The organism is Acinetobacter sp. ANC_7655, from assembly GCF_056784015.1.
The window spans coordinates 89470-111655 of the sequence record NZ_JBWYJB010000002.1; the positions used below are offsets into that span (position 1 = coordinate 89470).

General features: G+C 40.9%; 18 protein-coding genes and 1 riboswitch. Of the genes, 4 read left to right on the forward strand and 14 right to left on the reverse strand.

Annotation, left to right across the window (positions count from 1 at the left end; translation table 11 throughout):
* Positions 1–184: 184 nt before the first annotated feature.
* A protein-coding gene (gene prfB / locus AC1M9N_RS04415; protein WP_481591851.1) for a peptide chain release factor 2 occupies positions 185–1280 on the reverse strand; the annotation gives its coding sequence in 2 pieces (ribosomal slippage) (positions 185–1207 and positions 1209–1280; 1095 coding nt in all).
* A gap of 177 nt (positions 1281–1457) precedes the next feature.
* On the opposite strand from prfB, the gene AC1M9N_RS04420 reads away from it, so the two are divergent.
* The 3 genes from AC1M9N_RS04420 (at position 1458) to AC1M9N_RS04430 (ending at position 4317) form a co-directional block, all read left to right on the forward strand.
* A complete protein-coding gene (locus tag AC1M9N_RS04420; RefSeq protein WP_481954324.1) occupies positions 1458–2309 on the forward strand; it encodes a putative porin in 852 nt (283 codons plus the stop codon).
* Positions 2310–2598: 289 nt separating this feature from the next.
* Positions 2599–3381 (forward strand): putative porin, encoded by a 783-nt coding sequence (locus AC1M9N_RS04425; protein ID WP_035265806.1) that lies wholly within the window; start codon positions 2599–2601, stop codon positions 3379–3381.
* A gap of 174 nt (positions 3382–3555) precedes the next feature.
* A complete protein-coding gene (locus AC1M9N_RS04430; RefSeq protein ID WP_481954325.1) occupies positions 3556–4317 on the forward strand; it encodes a putative porin in 762 nt (253 codons plus the stop codon).
* Between the two features lie 38 nt (positions 4318–4355).
* On the opposite strand, the gene recJ is transcribed toward AC1M9N_RS04430, so the two are convergent.
* The 9 genes from recJ to AC1M9N_RS04475 all read right to left on the reverse strand — a co-directional run bounded on the left by recJ (position 4356) and on the right by AC1M9N_RS04475 (position 16989).
* Positions 4356–6059, reverse strand: a complete 1704-nt coding sequence (gene recJ / locus AC1M9N_RS04435) for a single-stranded-DNA-specific exonuclease RecJ (protein WP_481954326.1) — start codon at positions 6057–6059, stop codon at positions 4356–4358.
* Positions 6060–6716: a pyridoxamine 5'-phosphate oxidase gene (pdxH, locus tag AC1M9N_RS04440; protein WP_481614034.1), complete on the reverse strand. Its 657-nt coding sequence runs from the start codon at positions 6714–6716 to the stop codon at positions 6060–6062.
* A gap of 14 nt (positions 6717–6730) precedes the next feature.
* Positions 6731–8065: a phosphoglucosamine mutase gene (gene glmM, locus AC1M9N_RS04445; RefSeq protein WP_481586871.1), complete on the reverse strand. Its 1335-nt coding sequence runs from the start codon at positions 8063–8065 to the stop codon at positions 6731–6733.
* A 125-nt stretch (positions 8066–8190) separates the two neighbouring features.
* A complete protein-coding gene (gene guaB, locus AC1M9N_RS04450; RefSeq protein ID WP_035265814.1) occupies positions 8191–9657 on the reverse strand; it encodes an IMP dehydrogenase in 1467 nt (488 codons plus the stop codon).
* A 177-nt stretch (positions 9658–9834) separates the two neighbouring features.
* Positions 9835–10200, reverse strand: a complete 366-nt coding sequence (locus AC1M9N_RS04455) for a YkgJ family cysteine cluster protein (protein ID WP_481954327.1) — start codon at positions 10198–10200, stop codon at positions 9835–9837.
* 215 nt (positions 10201–10415) lie between these two features.
* Complete coding sequence (locus AC1M9N_RS04460; protein WP_481595743.1) at positions 10416–10991, reverse strand: TMEM165/GDT1 family protein; 576 nt, start codon at positions 10989–10991, stop codon at positions 10416–10418.
* 75 nt (positions 10992–11066) lie between these two features.
* Positions 11067–11209: riboswitch (yybP-ykoY riboswitch) on the reverse strand.
* Positions 11210–11297: 88 nt separating this feature from the next.
* Positions 11298–13274 carry a 2-oxo acid dehydrogenase subunit E2 gene (locus tag AC1M9N_RS04465; protein WP_481954328.1) on the reverse strand — a complete coding sequence of 659 codons (1977 nt, stop codon included), beginning with the start codon at positions 13272–13274 and terminating at the stop codon, positions 11298–11300.
* Positions 13275–13276: 2 nt separating this feature from the next.
* On the reverse strand, positions 13277–15979 hold the full coding sequence (gene aceE / locus AC1M9N_RS04470; protein ID WP_092766512.1) for a pyruvate dehydrogenase (acetyl-transferring), homodimeric type: 2703 nt from the start codon (positions 15977–15979) through the stop codon (positions 13277–13279).
* A gap of 302 nt (positions 15980–16281) precedes the next feature.
* Positions 16282–16989: a M23 family metallopeptidase gene (locus AC1M9N_RS04475; protein WP_481591846.1), complete on the reverse strand. Its 708-nt coding sequence runs from the start codon at positions 16987–16989 to the stop codon at positions 16282–16284.
* A 107-nt stretch (positions 16990–17096) separates the two neighbouring features.
* Here AC1M9N_RS04475 and AC1M9N_RS04480 point away from each other — a divergent pair, with 107 nt between their 5' ends.
* Positions 17097–17540 (forward strand): DciA family protein, encoded by a 444-nt coding sequence (locus tag AC1M9N_RS04480; RefSeq protein WP_035265826.1) that lies wholly within the window; start codon positions 17097–17099, stop codon positions 17538–17540.
* Positions 17541–17637: 97 nt separating this feature from the next.
* On the opposite strand, the gene lpxC is transcribed toward AC1M9N_RS04480, so the two are convergent.
* The 4 genes from lpxC to AC1M9N_RS04500 all read right to left on the reverse strand — a co-directional run bounded on the left by lpxC (position 17638) and on the right by AC1M9N_RS04500 (position 22184).
* Positions 17638–18540, reverse strand: coding sequence for a UDP-3-O-acyl-N-acetylglucosamine deacetylase (lpxC, locus tag AC1M9N_RS04485; RefSeq protein ID WP_481591845.1), 903 nt, complete (start codon positions 18538–18540; stop codon positions 17638–17640).
* Positions 18541–18663: 123 nt separating this feature from the next.
* Positions 18664–19842, reverse strand: coding sequence for a cell division protein FtsZ (gene ftsZ, locus AC1M9N_RS04490; protein WP_035265829.1), 1179 nt, complete (start codon positions 19840–19842; stop codon positions 18664–18666).
* Between the two features lie 163 nt (positions 19843–20005).
* A complete protein-coding gene (gene ftsA / locus AC1M9N_RS04495; RefSeq protein WP_035265831.1) occupies positions 20006–21268 on the reverse strand; it encodes a cell division protein FtsA in 1263 nt (420 codons plus the stop codon).
* Between the two features lie 61 nt (positions 21269–21329).
* The gene (locus tag AC1M9N_RS04500) at positions 21330–22184 is read right to left on the reverse strand and encodes a cell division protein FtsQ/DivIB (RefSeq protein ID WP_035265833.1); all 855 of its coding nucleotides are present in this window, start codon (positions 22182–22184) and stop codon (positions 21330–21332) included.
* Positions 22185–22186: the final 2 nt, after the last annotated feature.

Below are 22186 nucleotides of genomic sequence, written 5' to 3' on the forward strand. Positions count from 1 at the left end.
GCTGAACTCATTATATCGATTTTTATAGATATTAATATCGAATTATTACGATATTTAACAAATCGAGTTTATGAATGACTGTGCCGAATAATTCTGATTCTAACATTGAACTGATTTAATCTAGCAAGCTTCGTGCTAGAACGAAAAAGGCAGGGCTTTTGCCCTGCCTTTTTTTAAAAAAATATTAAAGCCCTTGTTTCAAACTAGCTTCAATAAATTTATCAAGATCACCATCTAACACGGCACCCGTATTTGAATTTTCAACGCCAGTACGTAAGTCCTTAATACGTGAATCATCCAACACATAAGATCGAATTTGGCTCCCCCACCCAATATCCGATTTAGAATCTTCTAGTGCTTGAGCTGCTTCATTACGCTTATTCATTTCCAATTCGTACAATTTAGCACGAAGCTGTTTCCAAGCATGATCACGGTTAGCATGTTGTGAACGCTGGTTCTGACAAGCCACCACAATTCCAGTAGGTGCATGGGTTAAACGCACGGCAGAATCTGTTTTGTTAATGTGCTGACCACCTGCACCTGAAGCGCGGTATGTATCCGTTCGAACATCTGCTGGATTGATCTCAATTTCAATGTTGTCATCAATTTCTGGAGACACAAAAACCGCTGAGAATGAAGTGTGACGACGGTTGCCTGAGTCAAAAGGTGATTTACGAACTAAGCGATGTACACCTGATTCAGTACGTAACCAACCATAAGCATATTCGCCTTCTACACGAATAGTTGCCGATTTAATCCCAGCCACATCACCGTCAGATTCTTCCATTAACTCAGCTTTAAAGCCATGACGCTCAATCCAACGTAAGTACATACGTAATAGCATAGATGCCCAATCTTGAGCTTCAGTACCACCTGACCCCGCTTGGATTTCGACATAGCAAGGATTTGGATCCATTGGATTACTAAACATACGTCTGAATTCAAGTTTAGCCAGTTCAGCCTCAGCTGAATCAAGTTCTGCTTGAACATCTGCAAGCATTTCTTCTTCATCCGCTTCTACAGCAAGATCAAGCATCGCTTGTGCATCATCAAGTTGTGTTGCTAAACCATCTAAAACATTTAAAACGTTTTCGAGTTCACCTTTTTCTTTTGCCATCGCTTGAGCACGATTTTGATCATTCCAAATTGCTGGATCTTCAAGTTCGCGGAGAACCTCCTCTAAACGCTCTTTCTTTAGATCGTAGTCAAAGATACCCCCGTAGTGTTTGACCACGTTCGTTCAAGTCTTTCAGCTGGAGAAGATAAGGATTAATTTCCACGGTGTAGATCCTAAATATGTCTATATCAAAATTGGCAATATTTTAACACAGCCAAGTAAAACTTGAGAGTTTGCTTTTTTATTCAATATTCTCTTGACCATTGTTTAGTTATTATTAACAATACATTTAATTATTAAAAAATACTTACTTTATTTTTACAACAATAAGCAGAGACTTATGAAAATGAACAAAACCTATTTGGCTTTGGCCATCCTCCCTTTGACAACTTCAGCTATGGCCTACCAAGCTCAAATTGATGCTGGATATACCTATTTTGACCATGATAGTCTCAAGGTTGATTATCACGGTGTATTTGAAACAGAAGGTACTTATTACTTCAAAGCAGTTGATACTGAAAATAAACCACTTAATGAGGCTGCATTTCTTGGCCACCATAATCGCGTTTCAGCGAAATATAGTTTTCAGCATATTAAAGACGATAAAGTGTATATAAATGAAACAGTTGCACAAAGCAAACAAGAGCTGCACGGCTATTCAATAGGGGGAGAATATTATATTGATCAACTGTACTTCACAGGTGAGGTCGGTCGTCAACATTATAAAGTGGAGTCACGCTCAAGCTCACTAAACGGTTCATCTCATGCTAAGCAGCGTTTCGATATAACCACCTATAGAGCTCTCGTTGGTTATACTCCTATTCAAAATTTACTGATAGCAGTAGGTATTAATGCTTATAAAGGTGAAGGCTTTGATGAAAATGCTTTTGCTTTAAAAGCCAAATATGTCACCCCATTAGGCCAAAATGGTCAATATCTCAATTTAGAATTGGATGGTAGTTTTGGACATGATATTGATTCGATTACATTTGGTGGGGATTATTATTTAACTCAACGCTTAAGCCTAGGTAGTGCTTATACACGAGATACGAATAGCACTAGTAAAATTCATAAAGACGAATACCAATTACGTGGCAAATACTTTATCAATAATAATCTCTCTCTTGGGAGTATTTTAAGATTCAGTGATGATGAAGATAAGTTTAATATAAACGGAACATATCGATTCTAATTCCATTCAACATGGGGAAGTAGCAGTGCCAAAACTGCTACTTTCGTTCAAATTGCATACAATTTATATTCAAAAGCAACATAAAATGACTAAAACACCTTATCTTTCACATGAATTAACATGTTTTTTTATTTTTTAAAATCAATAGCTTAAATTTTTATTTTTACATAAAAATTACACAAGATACATTACTGTTACTTTTGCTTGATTGATCCTTCATTATTTTCCCCTACACTGAACTTGTAACAAAAAATGTATTAACAACTAACTCTATTGAGGGGAAGTATCCATGAAAAAATTAGCAATCGCGTCTGCACTTCTTTCTGCTTTAGCTGTAACTGGAACTGCAAATGCATATCAAGCTGAAGTAGGTGCTTCTGCAGGTCTTATCGATCCTGATAATGGTAGTACAAGTGGTTCATTTGGTGTTGATGGTACTTATTATTTCCAACCAGTTCAAACACGCAATGCTCCACTAGCTGAAGCTGCATTCCTTGATCGTGCAAGTAATGTAAATGCGAAATACCAATACAGCGAAGTTGGTGATGATGAAAGACATCAATACGGCGTAGGTGTTGAATACTTCGTACCTAATTCTGATTTTTATGTAAGCGGTAATGTTGGTCGTGATGATCGTAAATTTGATATTGGACCTGATTTTGATGAGACAGTTTATGGTGCTGAAGTAGGTTATTTACCTGCACCTGGCTTATTAATTGCAGCAGGTCTTAAGGGTTACGATAACGACTATGATGATGGTGTTGACCCAACATTACGTGCTAAATATGTAACTACATTGTCTAACGGTAAAGATATCAACTTAGAAGCTGGCGCTGCATTTGGTGACCTTGATGAATATAATCTAGCTGCTGATTACTTTATCGATAAAACTTTAAGTGTTGGTGTAGATTACTATAGTAAAGATACTGGTCCTGCAGATACAAACGAGTTTGGTGTAAGCGCACGTAAATTCTTCACACCTCAAGTCAGCTTAGAAGGTCGTGTAGGTTTTGGTGAACTTGCGAATAATGATTACAACAAATTCGGTTTAGCTGCTAAATATCGCTTCTAATATCTTGATTAAGATTTAATGTTTCTTAAAAGCCCATCTTAATGATGGGCTTTTTTTTGTGCAAAAACCCGATGCAATGTCATTTTTTGTGCATTGACTCATCCCCTTTTGTTCTTACAATAGAAACCAGCTGTCACAAAACAGTCATATTTCTATAACAAAGAGAGTCAATATATGTTTAAAAAAATTACACTTGCGACTGCACTTATTGCAAGCTTAGGAACTGCACATGCGTATCAAGCTGAAGTTGGGGCTACAGCCAAATTGATCGATCCTGATAATGGTAGCAATTCTGCAGGTTTTGCGCTTGATGGCACATATTATTTTAATCCTGTTCAAATCAAGAACTCTCCATTAAACGAAGCTGCATTTTTAAATCGTTCAAGCAACGTGAATGCACAAGTGTCTTATGACGACTTTGATGTAAACGAATATTGGAATTATGGTGTTGGAGTTGAATATTTTGTTCCAAACACTGATTTCTATCTAAATGCCAATATTTCTCAGGAAACTGAAAAAGCTCCGAATACTCCCGACTTTGATATAACTTTCTATAAAGTTGAAGCTGGTTATTTCTTAGCACCATCTTTATTGGTCGCAGCTGGTTTACGTGGTTGGGATCATGATTATGATGATGGCATTGACCCTACTATTCGAGCAAAATATGTCACTCAAATTGGCACAAATGATGTGAATTTAGAGGCTGGTGCTGCATTTGGTGATTTAGACGAGTTCTCTTTAAGAGGCGATTATTACATTGATAAAACACTCAGCGTGGGTGTCGACTATTTCAATCAAGATTTCAACGGCGGATCTTTTGATGAATTTGGTGTAAATGCTAAAAAATTCTTCAATCAGCAAGTAAGTGTCGAAGGTCGAATTGGTTTTGCAGATGACGGTAATACCTTTGCTATACGTGGTGCATACCGCTTCTGATCTTTGAGTGCTAAAAACCGCTCTGATGAGCGGTTTTTTTATTGATGCATATGTACAATGCGCATTTGCAAACTGGTATTACCATTAAAGGTATTTTTATCCAGCTCATAGACCAAGCGAATTTCATTAAGCATCGGATCAAACTGATATTTATCTGCTGCGTTAAAGGCGATTGCCTCTACCACTTGACCATTTTCTAAAGCTACACGCAGTTTCAAGTGCACATCCTTCAGCCAGCGATAATCCAAAATTTTAAATACTCCCTCGAATACAGGCGCAGGAAACTTTTGCCCCCAAGGACTTAAATTTTGTAATACGTCCACCGTTTCAATTTGGAAAGCTGAAGCTGGCAACTCCCCATCCGTCCATAAGGTTGCAGTAAACAGACTTTCATCTTGACTGGCAATCAACTGCTCAAATACCTGCTTAAACTCAGCAAAATGTTCTTTTTTAATGGTTAGACCTGCAGCTGCAGCATGCCCACCAAAGTGACTGACAATATGTGGATATTGCTCAGCCACACGCTCAATCGCATCCCGAATATGAATTCCCTCAATTGAACGCGCTGAACCTTTGATATGAATGCTATCTTCATCACGGGCAAAAACGATACTCGGACGATGGAACTGCTCTTTTAAGCGTCCTGCCACAATTCCAATCACGCCTTGATGCCAATGTGGCTCAAACATAATTAACGCTGCAGGTATTGCATCCTTATCTAGCTGAATTTGATCTAATGCAGTCAATGCTTCTTGTTTAATCTTACCTTCTACCTGACGACGTTCCACATTGAGTTGATTCAGCTGTTCCGCTAAAGGATATGCTGTAGCCAAGTCGGATGCTAAGAGACATTCGATGCCAATGTCCATGGTTTCCATACGCCCTGCCGCATTAATTCGCGGTCCAATCACAAAACCTAAGTCTTGCGCTTTCAGTCCTGCAGGATCACGTTTGGCAATATCTAATAAGGCTGAAATTCCAGGGCGACATAATCCTTGTTGAATCCGCTTTAGACCACTGTCGATTAAGATTCGGTTGTTATAGTCCAAACTGGCAACATCGGCATAGGTCCCAAGCGCAACCAAATCCAAATAGTTAGTCATTTGTGCAAAAGACTTGCCCATTTTTTTACGATGACTGGATAGGTTCGCCAACACATAAAAGGCAACTCCTACTCCTGCCAAAGCTTTACTTGGAAACTCACAACCGAGTTGATTCGGATTCACCACTGCCTCAGCCATAGGCGTTGGCTTGGTTGTGAGATGGTGATCGGTAATAATTACTTGCATCCCATGATCTTGAGCTTGCTTAACTCCATCATGACTTGAAATGCCATTGTCGACCGTAATCAACAAATCAGGCGTAAAGTTGGCAAACGCAAGATCTGCAATAGCAGGTGTCAAACCATAGCCATACTTAAAGCGATCAGGGACTAAATAATCAACATCTGCCCCCATGTCACGTAGTGCAAGCATCATCAGTGCTGTACTGGTCGCACCGTCAGCATCATAGTCACCGACAATCACAATTTTTTTGTGTTGATCAATGGCTTGGTCGATCAACTGAATTGCAGCATCTAACCCCTTCATAGTTGGCGCTAATAAGTATTTTAATTTCAGTTCTAGTTCTTGTTCAGATTCAACGCCTCGACGTGCCAAAATTTCGGCAATAAATGAAGGCACGCCCTGAAAATTTTCAGGGCGTGTTAAAAATGGACGTTGCTTGATTTCAAATTTTGGCATTTATGGCATCAATCGTTGTAATTTCCACGCACCGTCGATTTTTTCATAACACAAACGGTCGTGCAAACGGTTTGGGCGACCTTGCCAGAACTCATAATAATCTGGCTCTATACGGTAACCACCCCAGAAGTCAGGCTTATCTAAAGTTTGTTGATCTGCCACACGCTCATGCAAATCATTAAAGCGTTGCTGTAGCTCGTCACGGCTCGCAATCACACCACTTTGTGGGGTACTAATATGCGCTGCAATTTGACTATCACGCGGACGCTTATGGTAATAATCAGCGGATTCTTGTTCCGAAATTTTTACCACTCGACCTGAAATGCGAATTTGGCGTTCTTGTTCTGCCCAATAAAACAGAATTTGCGCATAAGGATTGGCTACTAAGTCGAGTCCTTTTTGGCTGTCATAATTGGTATAGAACGCATAACCATTTTCATCCGCACCTCGAAGTAATACGGTACGTACGTGCGGTCGACCCTCAGCATTTGCCGTAGCCAATGACATGGCATACGGTTCGTGAAGCTGAGCTTCTAACGCATGGTTAAACCACAATAGAAACTGTTCATGTGGATCAGCATTCACTTGATCCTCATGTAATTCGCCTTTTTGATAATTTAGGCGCAGTTCACTGAGATCTTTAATCAAATCACTCATGAGTCAATCCCCGATTAAGCTGCTGCATTAGCACGTACAGCATCTGCCAAAGCATGTGCCAGTGCAGTCACTTCTTGAAGATTATCACCTTCAACCATCACACGAATTACAGGTTCAGTCCCTGACTTACGAATCAGTAATCGACCACGACCTTTAAGTTGCGCTTCGGCTTTGGCAAATTCTGCAGCCAATGCAGGTACTGAGTATGGATCAAACATTGCATCTAAACGGACATTTACAAGCACGTTTGGCAGTAATTTAAAGTCAGCAACCAACTCATGCAATGCTTTCTTCTGTTCAACCATGACAGTTAAGACTTGTAGGGCTGCAATAATCGCATCACCTGTGGTGCTCTTGTCTAGAGTTAAAATGTGACCTGAAGGTTCACCACCAATAACCCAACCGTTTTCCTCTAAACCTTGCAATACATAACGGTCACCAACTTTGGCACGTAGCAGTGGAACTTCTGCTTTTTCAAGTGCTAATTCAAGTGCCATATTGCTCATGAGCGTACCGACAATACCGGCTGGTTTATTGGCACTTTGTGTCGCCAAGATATATAGAATATGATCGCCATCAATCAGCTTTCCATTCTGATCCACTAGAATGACACGATCTGCATCGCCATCAAATGCAATACCCAAATCTGCTTGGTGATCAACTACAGCAGCTTGCAAACTCTCAGGATGAGTTGAGCCACAGCCTTGGTTAATATTCAAACCATTCGGTTCATTATGAATCGCAATCACTTTGGCACCGAGCTCACGGAATACCGCAGGACCCACGTTATATGCTGCTCCATTGGCACAGTCGACGACAATTTTTAAATTGTTTAAATCGTAATGGTATGGGAACGTTGATTTACAAAATTCAATATAACGACCTGGAGCATCATCAACACGCACACTTTTTCCTAGACTCGCAATATCATCAATGACAATATCTTTCTCGAGTTCAGCATTAATCTCATCTTGAAACTCGTCTGGTAATTTTTTTCCTTCTGAAGAAAAAAACTTAATGCCATTATCATGATAAGGGTTATGTGAAGCTGAGATGACAATCCCTAAACTGGCATGCAAGGCACGAGTTAAATGAGCAATGGCCGGCGTAGGTAATGGCCCCAATAAATGCACATAAACACCAGCTGCGTTTAAACCCGATTGTAAAGCCGCTTCTAAAATATAACCTGATAAACGAGGATCTTTGCCCATCACCACAATCGGTTTATTTCTTTTTGTTCTACGCTTAAGTACTTTACCCGCAGCAAACCCTAATTTGAGTGCAAACTCAGGTGTGATTGGAAATACACCGAATTTCCCACGAATACCATCAGTACCAAAATAACTCATTCATTCTCTCACTTCTTAGCGGGTGATTAACATCATCCTTTTTCAATGCACACCACTTTACACCAAAATAAAAAAACCGTCATTTACATGACGGTTTTTTTTAAAAATTGTTTTATAACAGGCAATTAACCAACACGGTAATTCGGTGCTTCTTTAGTAATGGTCACATCGTGAACGTGTGATTCAGACATACCCGCAGACGTGATTTTGACGAATTTCGCATTTTGACGAAGATCTTCAATCACTGCAGAGCCTGTATAACCCATAGATGAACGTAAACCACCCATCATTTGATGCACGATGTTGCCCATTGGCCCTTTGTAAGGTACGCGGCCTTCAATACCTTCTGGAACCAACTTCTCAGCACCTGCTTTAGAGTCTTGGAAATAACGATCCGCAGAACCTGTTGCACCCGCCATTGCACCCAATGAACCCATTCCTCGGTAAGCTTTGTAATAACGACCTTGGAAGAATTCAACTTCGCCTGGTGCTTCTTCAGTACCAGCAAGTAAAGAACCCACCATAATCGTACTTGCACCTGCACCGATCGCTTTTGCCATATCACCTGAGAAGCGGATACCACCGTCTGCGATCAATGGAATTTGATCTTTCAGTGCGTTAGCAACAGAATCGATCGCCGAAATTTGTGGCATACCAATACCTGCAACAATACGAGTCGTACAGATTGAACCAGGACCGATACCTACTTTCACAGCATCTGCGCCTGCATCAAGTAAAGCCAATGCAGCATCGCCAGTCGCAATGTTACCGCCAATGACTTGAACTTGTGGGTAGTTGGCTTTAACCCAACGTACGCGCTCGATAACACCAGCAGAGTGACCATGTGCAGTATCGACTACAATCACGTCAACACCCGCATCAACCAATGCTTCAACACGGCTTGGAGTTTCTACACCTGTACCAACTGCAGCACCCACACGTAAACGACCTAAGTCATCTTTACAGCTATTTGGATAAAGCTCAGCCTTATTAAAATCTGTTACAGTGATTAAACCTTTTAGTTCGTTGTTTTCGCCAACAACAATCACTTTCTCAATGCGATTTTTTTGGAGAAGTGCCTGAATGTTTTCTTTCGATTCACCTTCGCGAACGGTGACCAAACGATCTTGACCAGTCATGATGTTGCTTACTGGCTGTTCAAGATTAGTTTCAAAGCGTGTATCACGACCTGTCACAATACCAACTACTTTGCCATCTTTCACCACTGGCACACCGCTGATATTGTTCGCTTGCGTAATTGCGATTAACTCACGCACAGTCGTTTCAGGGGTTACTGTAATTGGATCTTTCACCATGCCTGCTTCGAATTTTTTCACACGGCGTACTTCAGCAGCTTGCGCTGCAATATCCATATTTTTATGAAGGATACCAATACCGCCATTTTGTGCCATTGCAATTGCCATACGGGATTCAGTCACCGTATCCATTGCTGCAGACACAAGAGGGATATTCAAATTAATGCCGCGAGTTAAACGTGTCTTTAGAGAGACATCTTTTGGGAGAACAGTAGAGTAGGCAGGGAGTAATAGGACATCATCAAAAGTTAACGCGTCTTGAACGATGGTCAACATAACAGTCTCACTGGTAATTTCCGTGCGCCATTATATACAAATTTTAAGGTAAATTTCATTTCTTATTATCGACAATTTTATGAAATTTACCCACCACCCCTATTTTTATGCAATTTACTATCCGAAAAAATCATAATAAGAGCATATAAAACAGAAGCATATTTTAAATCATTCAAATTAACTGACCTGATCGTAATCGTCATCATTCGACGATGGAACAATTTCAATATCAATTAATGGGATCAGATGATGGGCTTGTCGAGCTTTGGCACATTGCGCATCTCCGGCTTGGACCTCTCTACACGATGAACTGCGAACCGTATAGATCGAGCAAGAGACCTGCTTCCCTATTTCTCCTTCTAGAGCAACGCATCGCGGGTTAGTTTGATTCGTCCCCACCATACAAGCATATACAGGGTTAATATCCTCAACCATCTCGGCAGGGATGTTCATCGCTTCCGCACCATAAAATGAAACACGGAAATAGGCACAACAAGCACCACAACTTAAACACGCATCCTGTGCAGAAATCTGAGAGAGCATTTTTAAATCTCTTAAAAATAATTTTTTAGTGACGAAATCCTAAAAAAACTTAATTTCAAAAACAAGATTTATTTTTATTATATTTATTTACTAATCAATAACTTCCATTAAAAAAATGCACCATTATGAATCACTTTCATGGTGCATTATTTCAATACTATTTATAAATAAACTAAATCTTTTGAAGATTCAGATCTTTATGCGTATACAACCATTTATAAACAATAATGTTGCACTAAAGTGCCCACACCAATGACAAGGAAAATTATTGCGCCAATTTTGTGAATCAAGGAAATAGGTAATCGATTCGCCAATTTATCACCAATAAATACTGCCGGCGCATTAGCGATCATCATACCTAATGTCGTTCCAGCCATCACCCACCAGATACTGTCAAAACGTGCAGCAAGTGCCACTGTCGCAATCTGCGTTTTGTCGCCAATTTCAGCCAAGAAAAATAAAATAAATGTCGCTCCAAAAACGCCAAATTTTTGCCATTGTTGAATACTTGCTGACTCATCCTCTAGTTCATCAGGGACCAGCATCCAAGCAGCCATAGCAATAAATCCTATTGCTAGAATCCACATGAGGATCTCGGGACTTAAAATTGTTGTAACCCATTGTCCTAGAGCAGCGGAAACTCCATGATTGACAATTGTCGCTAACAAAATAGCAATTAAGATTGGAACGGGTTTACGAAAGCGTGCAGCAAGAAGTAAAGCTAACAATTGGGTTTTATCACCCATTTCAGCTAGTGCGACGATACCTGTAGACAGAAGGAATTCATACATGATGTCTTTCTCTGGCTAGCATAACAAATACCAATGACCCACCATCCCTGCTAGCCAAAAATCCGCAGAATGGTAAATCAAAGGTCTTGCCAACAAAAGAAAGCTCAAATAGAGCTCATTTGGTTCTTTGCTATGATGACCATGCTCGTTTTAGAGCAAATATGTTGACCATCACCTGTTCTATTGCAGAACAGCGGCTACTCCCCAATGAAGTTTATCCATTATAATCCTGGCTTTTTGTTTTTACAAATAAAAACCCCACCGAAGTGAGGTTTTGATTCTGCAGACAAAATACGTTAAAAATATTTAGATGAGCAATGTACGAATATCTTTAAGCAGCTTCGTCAGTTTATTGGTAAAGCGAGCAGCATCAGCACCATTAATGACACGATGGTCATAAGACAATGACAATGGAAGCATTAAACGTGGATCAAAACCTTGTCCATTCCACACAGGTTGCATCGTTGCAGGTGAAATACCCAAGATTGCCACTTGCGGCCAGTTGACAAGCGGAGTGAATGCCGTACCACCAATTGCGCCTAGGCTTGAAATCGTGAAGTTGGCACCTTGCAGATCTTTCGGTGGCAATTTCTTATCACGCGCTTTTTGACCCAACTCACCGAGTTCAACTGCGATTTGCTTAATTGATTTTTGATCTGGATTACGTAGCACAGGCACTGTTAAACCATCTGGTGTAGCAACAGCAATACCCATATGGATTTCTTTACGCAGTAATACGGTTTTGCCATCATCAGACAAATGACCTGCAAACTCACGTTCTTCTTTTAGCAAATGCGCTACAGCCTTGATGATGAATGCCATAATGGTCAGGCTAATGCCTTCTTTCTTAAAGTTGCCTTTAAGCTCATTACGCCATGCTTCAAGCTCCGTAATATCTGCCGCATCGAATTGGGTCACTTGCGGGATATAATTGTTCAATGACAACTGTGGAATAGACACTTGCTGTAAACGTGTTAACGCTTTTTCTTCTACACCACCAAAGGCATCAAAACTTGGTAATTTAGGCAATCCTGCTGGTGCAGCAACTGTCGGTGCAGCAGTTACAGGTGCTGGTGCAGTTAAACGTGTTTTCACATACGCAAAGATGTCTTCTTTCATTAAGCGTGCATGTGGACCAGAAGCTTTGACTTCTGCCAACACAACACCAAGCTCACGCGCCAACTTACGTACCGCAGGACCAGCATATACTTTAGCATTTGCTGCATTTTGCTCTTTGGTCAGCTTATCTGCTGAAGGAGCAGCTGTTTGTACAGGAGCACCAGCTTGCGCAGGGACTGCTTTTGGTGCTTCCGCTTTTGTACTCACTGGTGCTGCTACAGGGGCTTCTGTAACTGGGGCTACTTGACCTTCAGCCTCAATCGTAACTAAAGCCACGCCTTCAGACACGTTTTGACCCAATTCAATATGAATTGCGGTAATCACACCTGTGGTGGTACTTGGTACTTCAACGGTCGCTTTATCTGATTCAACCACAATGATGCTTTGGTCTTTTTCAACCTTATCACCAACAGCCACTAAAATTTCAGCTACAGCAGCTTTGTCTACACCTAAGTCAGGGACAGCAATCTCAACTTTACCTGCTGGCGCTGAAGCAACTGTCACTTTTGTTGATTCTGCAGGTGGTGCCACTGCAGCTAGAGCAGTCATCGGTGTAGTTTCTGCAGCAGCTTGCGCCACGTTTGATACTGAAGCTGCTGTTTTCACTTTCAGAATCACAACACCTTCTTTGACTGTATCACCGACTGAAATTTCAATCGATTCAACTGTACCCGCAACAGCACTTGGAACTTCGACTGTCGCTTTGTCAGACTCAACAACAATGATACTTTGATCGGCATCAATTTCGTCGCCAACCGCAACCAAGATCTCACCCACAGTGGCTTTTTCAACACCAATGTCTGGTACTTGAACATCAACAGTTTCAGATGCCGTTGCTGCTTTTGGTGCTTCCACTTGAGATTGGGCTACAGGTTCTGCTTGAGCTTGTGCTTTCAATTCTTCAACTTGTGCTGTAGGTGCTTCAGATGACGTTTGCCCCTCCGCTTCAAGCTCTACCAAAACCGCACCTTCAGCAACTTCGTCACCAAGGCTCACCAAAATACTTTTCACCACACCTGCTGAAGTGCTTGGCACTTCAACAGATGCTTTGTCAGACTCCAACAAAACAATGCTGTCATCGACACTAATCGTATCACCCACTTTGACCAAAATTTCAGCCACTGTAGCTTTATCTACACCAATATCAGGAGTCGTAATTTGCATGCTTAGTTCTCCTCTTTGTAGTCAGCTACAGCGTGAAGTTCAGGCGTTGTTTGAGGTGCCCAAGCGACTGGACGGTCAGTATCTAATTCAAAGCTAGAAATCGCATCTTTAACTAGACGCGCATCTACTTCACCCTCGTCAGCAAGTTTCTTCAGTGTCGCAACAACAATATGTGCAGCATCTACACCAAAGTAGCTACGAAGTTTTGCACGTGTATCTGAACGACCATAACCGTCTGTACCTAATGCTACAAATGGACGGTTATCTGGAAGGTAAGCGCGAATTTGCTCACTGTAAGCACGCATATGATCTGTTGCAGAAACGACGATACCTTTCGTACCACGCAACTGCTTCGACACCCATGCTTCTTTTACATCTTCAGTAAGTGGATGTAAACGATTATATTCTTCGCACGCCATACCATCACGCGCAAGCTCATTAAAGCTTGTTACGCTGTAGACATTCGAATGAATTTGATATTCATCACGTAAGATTTGAGCCGCTTTAATCACTTCACGCAGAATTACACCTGAACCTAAAAGCTGAACTGTGGCTTTTTCATCTTCCTCAAGTAAATACATACCACGTTTAATGCCTTCTTCAGCACCTTGTGGCATCGCTGGATGCTCATAGTTCTCATTCATTACAGTTAAGTAATAGAACACACGCTCCTGATCCACATACATGCGTTTTAGACCGTCATGTACAATCACCGCAAGTTCATATCCGAAACATGGATCATAAGAAATACAATTTGGAATCGTATTCGCAAGAATATGTGAGTGACCATCTTGATGCTGTAGACCTTCACCATTCAGCGTAGTACGACCAGCAGTTGCACCCAATAAGAAACCTTGCGCCTGTGCATCACCTGCCGCCCATGCAATATCACCAATACGTTGGAAGCCAAACATTGAGTAATACATGTACATCGGGATCATAGGAAGGTTATTGGTTGAATAACTTGTTCCTAAAGCAGCCCAAGCACTCATCGCACCTGCTTCATTGATCCCCTCTTGAAGCATATGACCATCTTTCGCTTCACGGTAATGCATCAACTGCTCTTGATCTTCAGGGGTATATTTTTGACCGTGCGCGGCATAAATGCCCAATTGACGGAACATCCCTTCTAAACCGAAAGTACGAGCCTCATCTGGAACAATTGGTACCACACGGTCTTTAATTGCTTTTTCTTTCAGTAGTGCAGAGATTAAACGTACCATCACCATGGTCGTTGATTGTTGCTTACCATTAGAACCAGCTAACACTGCATCAAATACAGACAACTCAGGAATCGCTAAAGATTCGCTCTCTTTACGACGTGCTGGTAAGTAACCACCTAATGCCTCACGGCGAGCCTTCATATACTTAATTTCAGGCGAGTTTTCACTTGGGCGATAAAATGGAACTTCTTCAAGTTGCTCATCGGTAAATGGCAAGTTGAAACGGTTACGTACATATTTAAGCGATTCAAGTTGCATTTTCTTGATTTGATGCGTTTTATTGACCGCTTCAATTTCTTCAGATAAGCCGTAACCTTTAACAGTTTTCGCGAGAATAACCGTTGGCTGACCTGTAGATTTCATGGCTTCTGCATAAGCAGCATATACTTTGTAAGGATCGTGACCGCCACGATTTAAATTATCGATATCTTCATCACTTAAGTGTTTAACTAACTCTTCAGCTTCAGGATATTTACCAAAGAAGTGCGCACGTGTATAAGCACCACCTTTCACTTGATAACGCTGATAATCACCATCTACAGCTTCTTCCATAATGGCTTTAAGCGCACCAGATTCATCTTTAGCAAGTAGTGGATCCCAATGACGACCCCATACTACTTTAATCACGCGCCAACCTGCACCACGGAATAAAGACTCAAGTTCTTGGATGATCTTACCATTACCACGAACTGGACCATCTAAACGTTGCAAGTTACAGTTTACAACCCAAACCAAGTTGTCTAACTTTTCACGACCTGCCAACGAGATTGCACCAGTACTTTCTGGCTCATCCATCTCACCATCGCCAAGATAAGCCCAAACCTTACGATCTTCTTCTTTAATCAAACCGCGGTTCATCAAGTACTTTTGAATATGTGCTTGATAAATGGACATGATTGGACCCAGACCCATCGATACCGTTGGGAACTGCCAATAGTCTGGCATTAAGTATGGATGTGGGTACGAAGGCAAACCAATACCATCAACTTCACGACGGAAATTGTTTAGATGCTCTTCAGTTAAACGACCTTCCAAGAATGAACGCGCATAAATCCCTGGTGCACAGTGACCTTGATAATAAATCATGTCACCGCCGAAGTTATCACTGTTCGCACGGAAGAAATGGTTAAAGCCAACATCATATAAAGTTGCAGAAGATGCAAAGCTGGCTAAGTGACCACCAAGATCGTCGCCTGTTTTATTGGCGCGAAGCACCATTGCTAAAGCATTCCAACGAATCAAAGCACGAATTCGGCGCTCCATATCTGGATCGCCAGGCATTGCAGGTTGCTCTTCTACTGAAATCGTATTTAAGTAAGGAGTATTTAGACGCTGAATGGGAACATGTTTCGCAATCGCACGTTGATACAGTTTTTCAAGAAGAAAGGCTGCTCTTTCCGTCCCCATATGCTGTAAAACAGAGTCAAAAGCGTCCTGCCACTCTTGGGTTTCTTGTGCGTCGGTATCACCGTAATACGCCATATTACACCTATATTCATGCCTATTTGTATGCCCTATATTTAACATATTTTCGCGATACGCAGTTATGGCTATAAATGAATACGACATTAGACTAATATTTCGATAATAAATAGTACTTGACCATTTATTACACAAATTAACACTAAAACGCCAATATTGCTGTTTTTTTATACAAAGCTTTATTCTAATCTTAAATTTAATCAGGTGACCTGACAGCAAAAACGAAAATCGCCAAGACTTTGCTTGGCGATTTATTTAAACGACTTAACAATGGATGTGTATTAATGAGGTTTGATAATTAATTAAGGCAACATCGCTAGGTAAGTTGAAGGGTTTTTACGCTGACCATCTTTGACCACTTCATAATGTAAGTGAGGACCAGTACAACGTCCAGTACAACCCACATTGGCAATATGCTCACCAGCAGTGACTTTATCACCTACTTTAGCAATCAAGCGTGAAGCATGTGCATATCGTGTGATATACCCATTACCGTGGTTGATTTCAACATATTGACCATAACCTGTACCCCAACCTGATTTGGTCACTATACCTGGACCAGTTGCATATATTGGAGTGCCTGTTGGTGCAGCAAGATCTAAGCCTGAATGGTTTTCAGCACGTCCGCCCATTGTTCGGCCGCCATAATTTGAACTGACACGACCAGTTGGAAGCGGGTGTGTCACTAACCATGAATATGCATTATTTGAAGAGTAACGATTTGAACTTGTCGTTGTAGTTTTTTTAGCAGGGTATTTACTATTAAGCAGCGCATTATTTAATTCGATTGGATCCGCCTTCGCTCGAACTGTCACATCGACTTGTGCTGTCGCTGGAATGTCCATGTCATCAGGATGACTATAAGAACCTTGTGATAGTGTTCTTGTTAACTCTTCCAATCGATCAGGATTGGAGGCTTGTGTGGCATCTAATTGAACTAAATCTGCAAATGCAACCGAAGCTGCTGAAGCTGCTAAAGAAAACGCTAATAAAATACGTCGCGTATACATATAAACCTCATTAAACTGTTCTTACTCAAGTCTCTTGTGTGATCTCTTCCTTGATATCGAAAGAAACAAGCGTTTAAGATTAAGACAAAACAATGTAGGAACAATGTATGTCAGAACCAAAAAATATGTTTCAACAAACAAGACAACACATAAAAACAGGAAACTTATCGTTTCTCACAAAGCAAGTTGCTGACTGGCAGAGACTTACAAAATTAATTCAACCGCTATTGCCCAAAAATGAACAATGGCAAGTTGTCTGTTATCAATACGGTATTTTGACCATCACCGGTGAAAATCAAGCCATGATTAGTCAACTCGGTTACCTTCAAAAACAGTATATTTCTCAGTTATCACAAATCCCTGAACTCAAAGATTTACAAAAAATCCAAGTTCGTCTTCGAGCAAAAAAAGAAATTCCCCAAACACAAACTGAAAATTCCAAAACTTCTTTATGTCCGACAACGCAAGAAATGTTACTCAACGCTGCTAGTTTTGTGAACGATCCTAAGCTTAGCCAAGCTATGATACGTTTGGCAAGCAATAAAAAGTAACTGGACCATTTGATTTAAACGTCATTCACTAGTTTAAAAGCGAATTAAGTCACACTTAACAATGTTACACTATAACATTTAACCTGAAGACAATGACTTAGATCACACTTACATATTGAATTGGACAAGACTTTTCGTCATCAAATGTTACAATTTCATAATTAGATGGATCACTCTGAACATTGCGAAGCAGTTGATTATTGAGTGCATGTCCAGATTTGTAACCATCAAACTTCGCAATAATTTGATGTCCGAGTAAATAAAGATCACCCACCGCATCTAATATTTTATGACGTACAAATTCATCAGCAAATCGTAAGCCTTCTTCGTTCACAACACCTGAATCATCAACACCAATTGCATTATCTAAACTAGCACCCAAAGCTAAATTATTCGCCTTAAGATAATCCAAATCTTTCATAAAGCCGAAAGTACGTGCCTCACTGACTTCATAAACAAATGTTTCCGTTGAGAAATCAATACTGGCAGACTGATATTCTTTGGCAAAGGCTGGGTGATCGAAATCAATCGTAAAATTAAGTTGAAAACCATCATGCGGATTAAAAATAGCGCGCTTATCGTCAATTAATGCTTCTACAGGCTTTAATATTTTTATAAATTTTTTAGGCGCTTCTTGCTCCATCAACTCACCTTGCATGAGTAAATAGATAAATGGACCGGCGCTTCCATCCATAATTGGAACTTCTGAAGCTGATACTTCAATAATCAGATTATCAATACCAAGACCTGCAATCGCACTCATAATATGTTCGATAGTCCCAACTTTGGCATTTTCTTGTACCAAATTTGAACACATAAATGCTTCTTGAATCAGCATCGCATTAGCAGGAATATCTACAGGCGGATTTAAATCAATACGGCGAAAAACAATACCCCCATCAGCTACATGTGGTACAAAGTTAATCATTACTTTTTGCCCACTGTGTAATCCGATACCACTCGCTTTCACGACTCGTTTCAGGGTGCGTTGTTTCAACATGTTTCTTCAATATTCATCTAAAATCTAGTATACGTTAGCACATTTAGCCATTGATAAAAATCAAAAAGGTGGCATAAGCGCCACCTTTTCTGTTTGATCATCGTAAACACATTATGTTACATGTTATTTACGCTGTTGATTTTTAAGATAATCTTGAATGCTCATTGGTGCAGATCGAGGCGCTGCAGAAGGCTCTGGGGCTACACTCTCTTGATTCTGACGTTTACTGATTGCTGGAACATCATCTTCATCCAAAGCAGCAGCTTGCCCACCAACTGATGGGTTTACACTCACTGGCGCACGGCGCTTCACTTCCGTTTCATTCGCATTACGAGTTAAACCTGTCGCAATCACAGTAACACGGATTTCATCACGCGCATCTGGATCAAATACTGTACCAAAGAAGACTTCACCTTCATCCAGATCAACAATTTGATTGACAACATCTGTGATAATTTCAGTTTCACGCAAGGTAACATCATTACCGCCAGTGATATTAATTAAAACACCCTTCGCGTTCATAATATTTACGTTGTCAAGCAACGGACTGCGAATCGCAAGACGCGCTGCATCTTCAGCACGATCTGGACCGCTACTCTTACCTTCACCCATCATCGCATAACCGCGTGTGCTCATCGCTGTTTTTAAATCGGCGAAGTCAAGGTTGATATGACCAGGACGCACAACTAAATCAAAGATACTTCGTACCGCATTAAGCAAGACATCATCCGCTTTGCGATAAGCATCTTGCATCGAGATATCACCATAAACGCTAAGTAGGCGTTGGTTTGGAATGATAATCAATGAGTCAACATGCTTTTCAAGTTCTTCGATCCCTTTTTCAGCAGAACGTTGACGACGACGACCCTCGAAGTTAAATGGAGTGGTGACAACACCAACCGTCAAAATACCCATTTCTTGTGCTATTTCAGCCACGACTGGTGCTGCACCAGTACCAGTACCACCACCCATGCCGGCAGTAACAAATACCATATCTGCACCTTCCAGATGCTGACGGATTAATTCGCGACTTTCTTCTGCTGCAATTTGACCGACATCAGGATTTGCTCCTGCACCTAGTCCACGCGTACTTTGTTGGCCCAATTGGATTTTGAATGGCGCATTCATACGATCCAAAGCTTGTTTATCTGTATTTGCACAAACAAATTTCACGCCTTTGATATCAGATTGCACCATGTGTTGTACGGCATTACCACCACCGCCACCAACACCAAACACAGTAAAACGGGCTTGACCGTTATTATCGGTTTGTTCATCTTCTAAAAATTCAAATGAAGCCATGACCTTAACTTTTCCTAATAAATTTGGCAGTCACTTAAGCCCGTATACTGCCTTGATCTTCAATAATAAAAATTTGTTTTTAGGATGCGTTGCAATCACATTCTTGTCAAGCACATGAAGTTGCTCTTACAAGTTGCAAACAATACTCCCTTAAAAACTAAACTTAAAAAATACCTTTCAATTTGTTATTAAACGCATTCCAACCATTAGCTATGCGCTCTAATAATGGACGCTTATTCACTTCTTCAGGTTGCTCAACCGATTCTTGTAAATCGCTTTGACTAAATAACAGCAGTCCCGTTGCGGTAGAATACATTGAACGTCTTAATGCAGGTAAATGTTGATCATCCGCATATACTTGTAGCGGAGGGTTGCCTAAATGAGCAGAAACACCCAACATACGACGTGATAATGTGATCATACCCTCAATCTGACATGCATCACCACTTAAAACCACACCGTGATATAAACTTTGTAGCGCACCACGTTGTTGTAACTCATCACGCACCATAGAAAGAATTTCTTCGTAACGTGCAATAATAATCTCTGATAGCTCAATCCGACTGATCGCTTGAGGACCATCGATCGCTTCAAACTCGATCATATGTTCAGGTTTGACTTGCTGTAAATCAACACAACCGTAAAGCAATTTGAGTCGTTCAGCTTCTTCGGTCGTCGTTTGCAATACTGCGGCGATATCACGCGTTACATTTTCACCACCACGTTGAATGGTGTGTGCTAGCACTAAATGACCTTCAATATAAACTGCAATATTGGTTGTACCAGCCCCAATATCCAATAAGCATACACCATACTCTTTTTCATCTTTCAGCAATGCACCTTCAGCCGTTGCTAAACATGAAATCACCATCTTTTCGACAAAAATATTGGCGCCTTTCATTGCACGATCTAAATTTTGCATGGTGCTGATTGGTAGCATCATGAGTTGATAATGCGCCGTCATGCTATTTGCTGAAAGGTTAATTGGATTATGCACCCACTCAGGTGAATCATCCAACTCAAAACCCAATGGGACTGCACTTGCAAGATAATGATCAGAAGTTAAATGACTGGCTTTTGCCATTTCTAAAGCTTTAACCACTTCTGAAGTCGTAATGGTGCGTTCTGGATTAGAAATCGGTGTCCGGCCTGTCGCATAAGCACTTTGCAGTTCTGTACTCGGGATCGATACCCATGCTGAATGCACACGACACTCCGCCATATCTTCTGCTTCTTGTACCGCATTCTTAATCGCAGAGATCACTTTTTCAAGGCTAACAATTTTTCCTTTGTTCATGCCTTTATTTCGCGCAGTCGCCATACCGATGACCTGGATATTATCCGGCGCATGCACTTTACCAATTAGAACTGAAACTTTATGTGTCCCAATGTCTATCGCAACAACTGAGGGAACAGCCTCATTCATGATTCACTACCATTTTCTTCATTGTTTATATCTGGCTTATGCCTATTTTTAAAGCCACGTATTATGGCTTTGCAACTCTTGAATCTGCAATGTTAATGTCATTAATGGTTACAACAAACTGACCATTTATAATCTTTGGTGGTGTCGCATTTTTCCATTGAATCGCCAAGCCATTACGGTAACGTAAGTCAATCGCTGAAACTCTTGGCCAAACCACTTTCAGATCTGCTTGAGATAAGTGACTCAATCGTTGCAGTTTGCTCATGGTCTGATCCTGATCCACAATAATACGTAAACCCGAATCGAACTGCATAAACCATGTCCGACGATCTGTTAAATATAGCTCTTTCAAACGCAGATTCACTGGACTAAACAGTTGATTAATTTCATGATAACGTCTCATCATGACTTTTGACTGATCTGACGGACCATGCATAAGTGGTAAATTTGCGTGATTTCTAGAATATGCCTCTGTATACACCACACCCTGATCACTTAACAGACGTCCTGTTCCCCAACGTGCAATCGGATGTTTCGGAATAACACGAACCTTAATACCGTCTGGCCAAGCTCTAGAAATGACCACTCGATCTACCCAAGAAATCTCTAATGCCTTATCACGAATTTGCTCAAGATCAGCAGTAAAATAATTGCCTGTAATGGTAGGCATTAACTGCTGTTTCACTTGACTAATTTCAGGCTCGGCTTGCAGACCAACCACATCCAAAGATGCTACCTTTGCACTGGTCATGACGCTATATAAGCCATAAATCCCGACCAAAAGTACACAACATGCAAAAATAAGCATGACCCAACCACCCGCATTAATCATTTTCTCTTTGCGAGTCGGTGGTTTGTCATGAATCGATGTAATCGCCGCACGTTTGCGACGCATCGATGGAGGTAGTTGAGCCATAA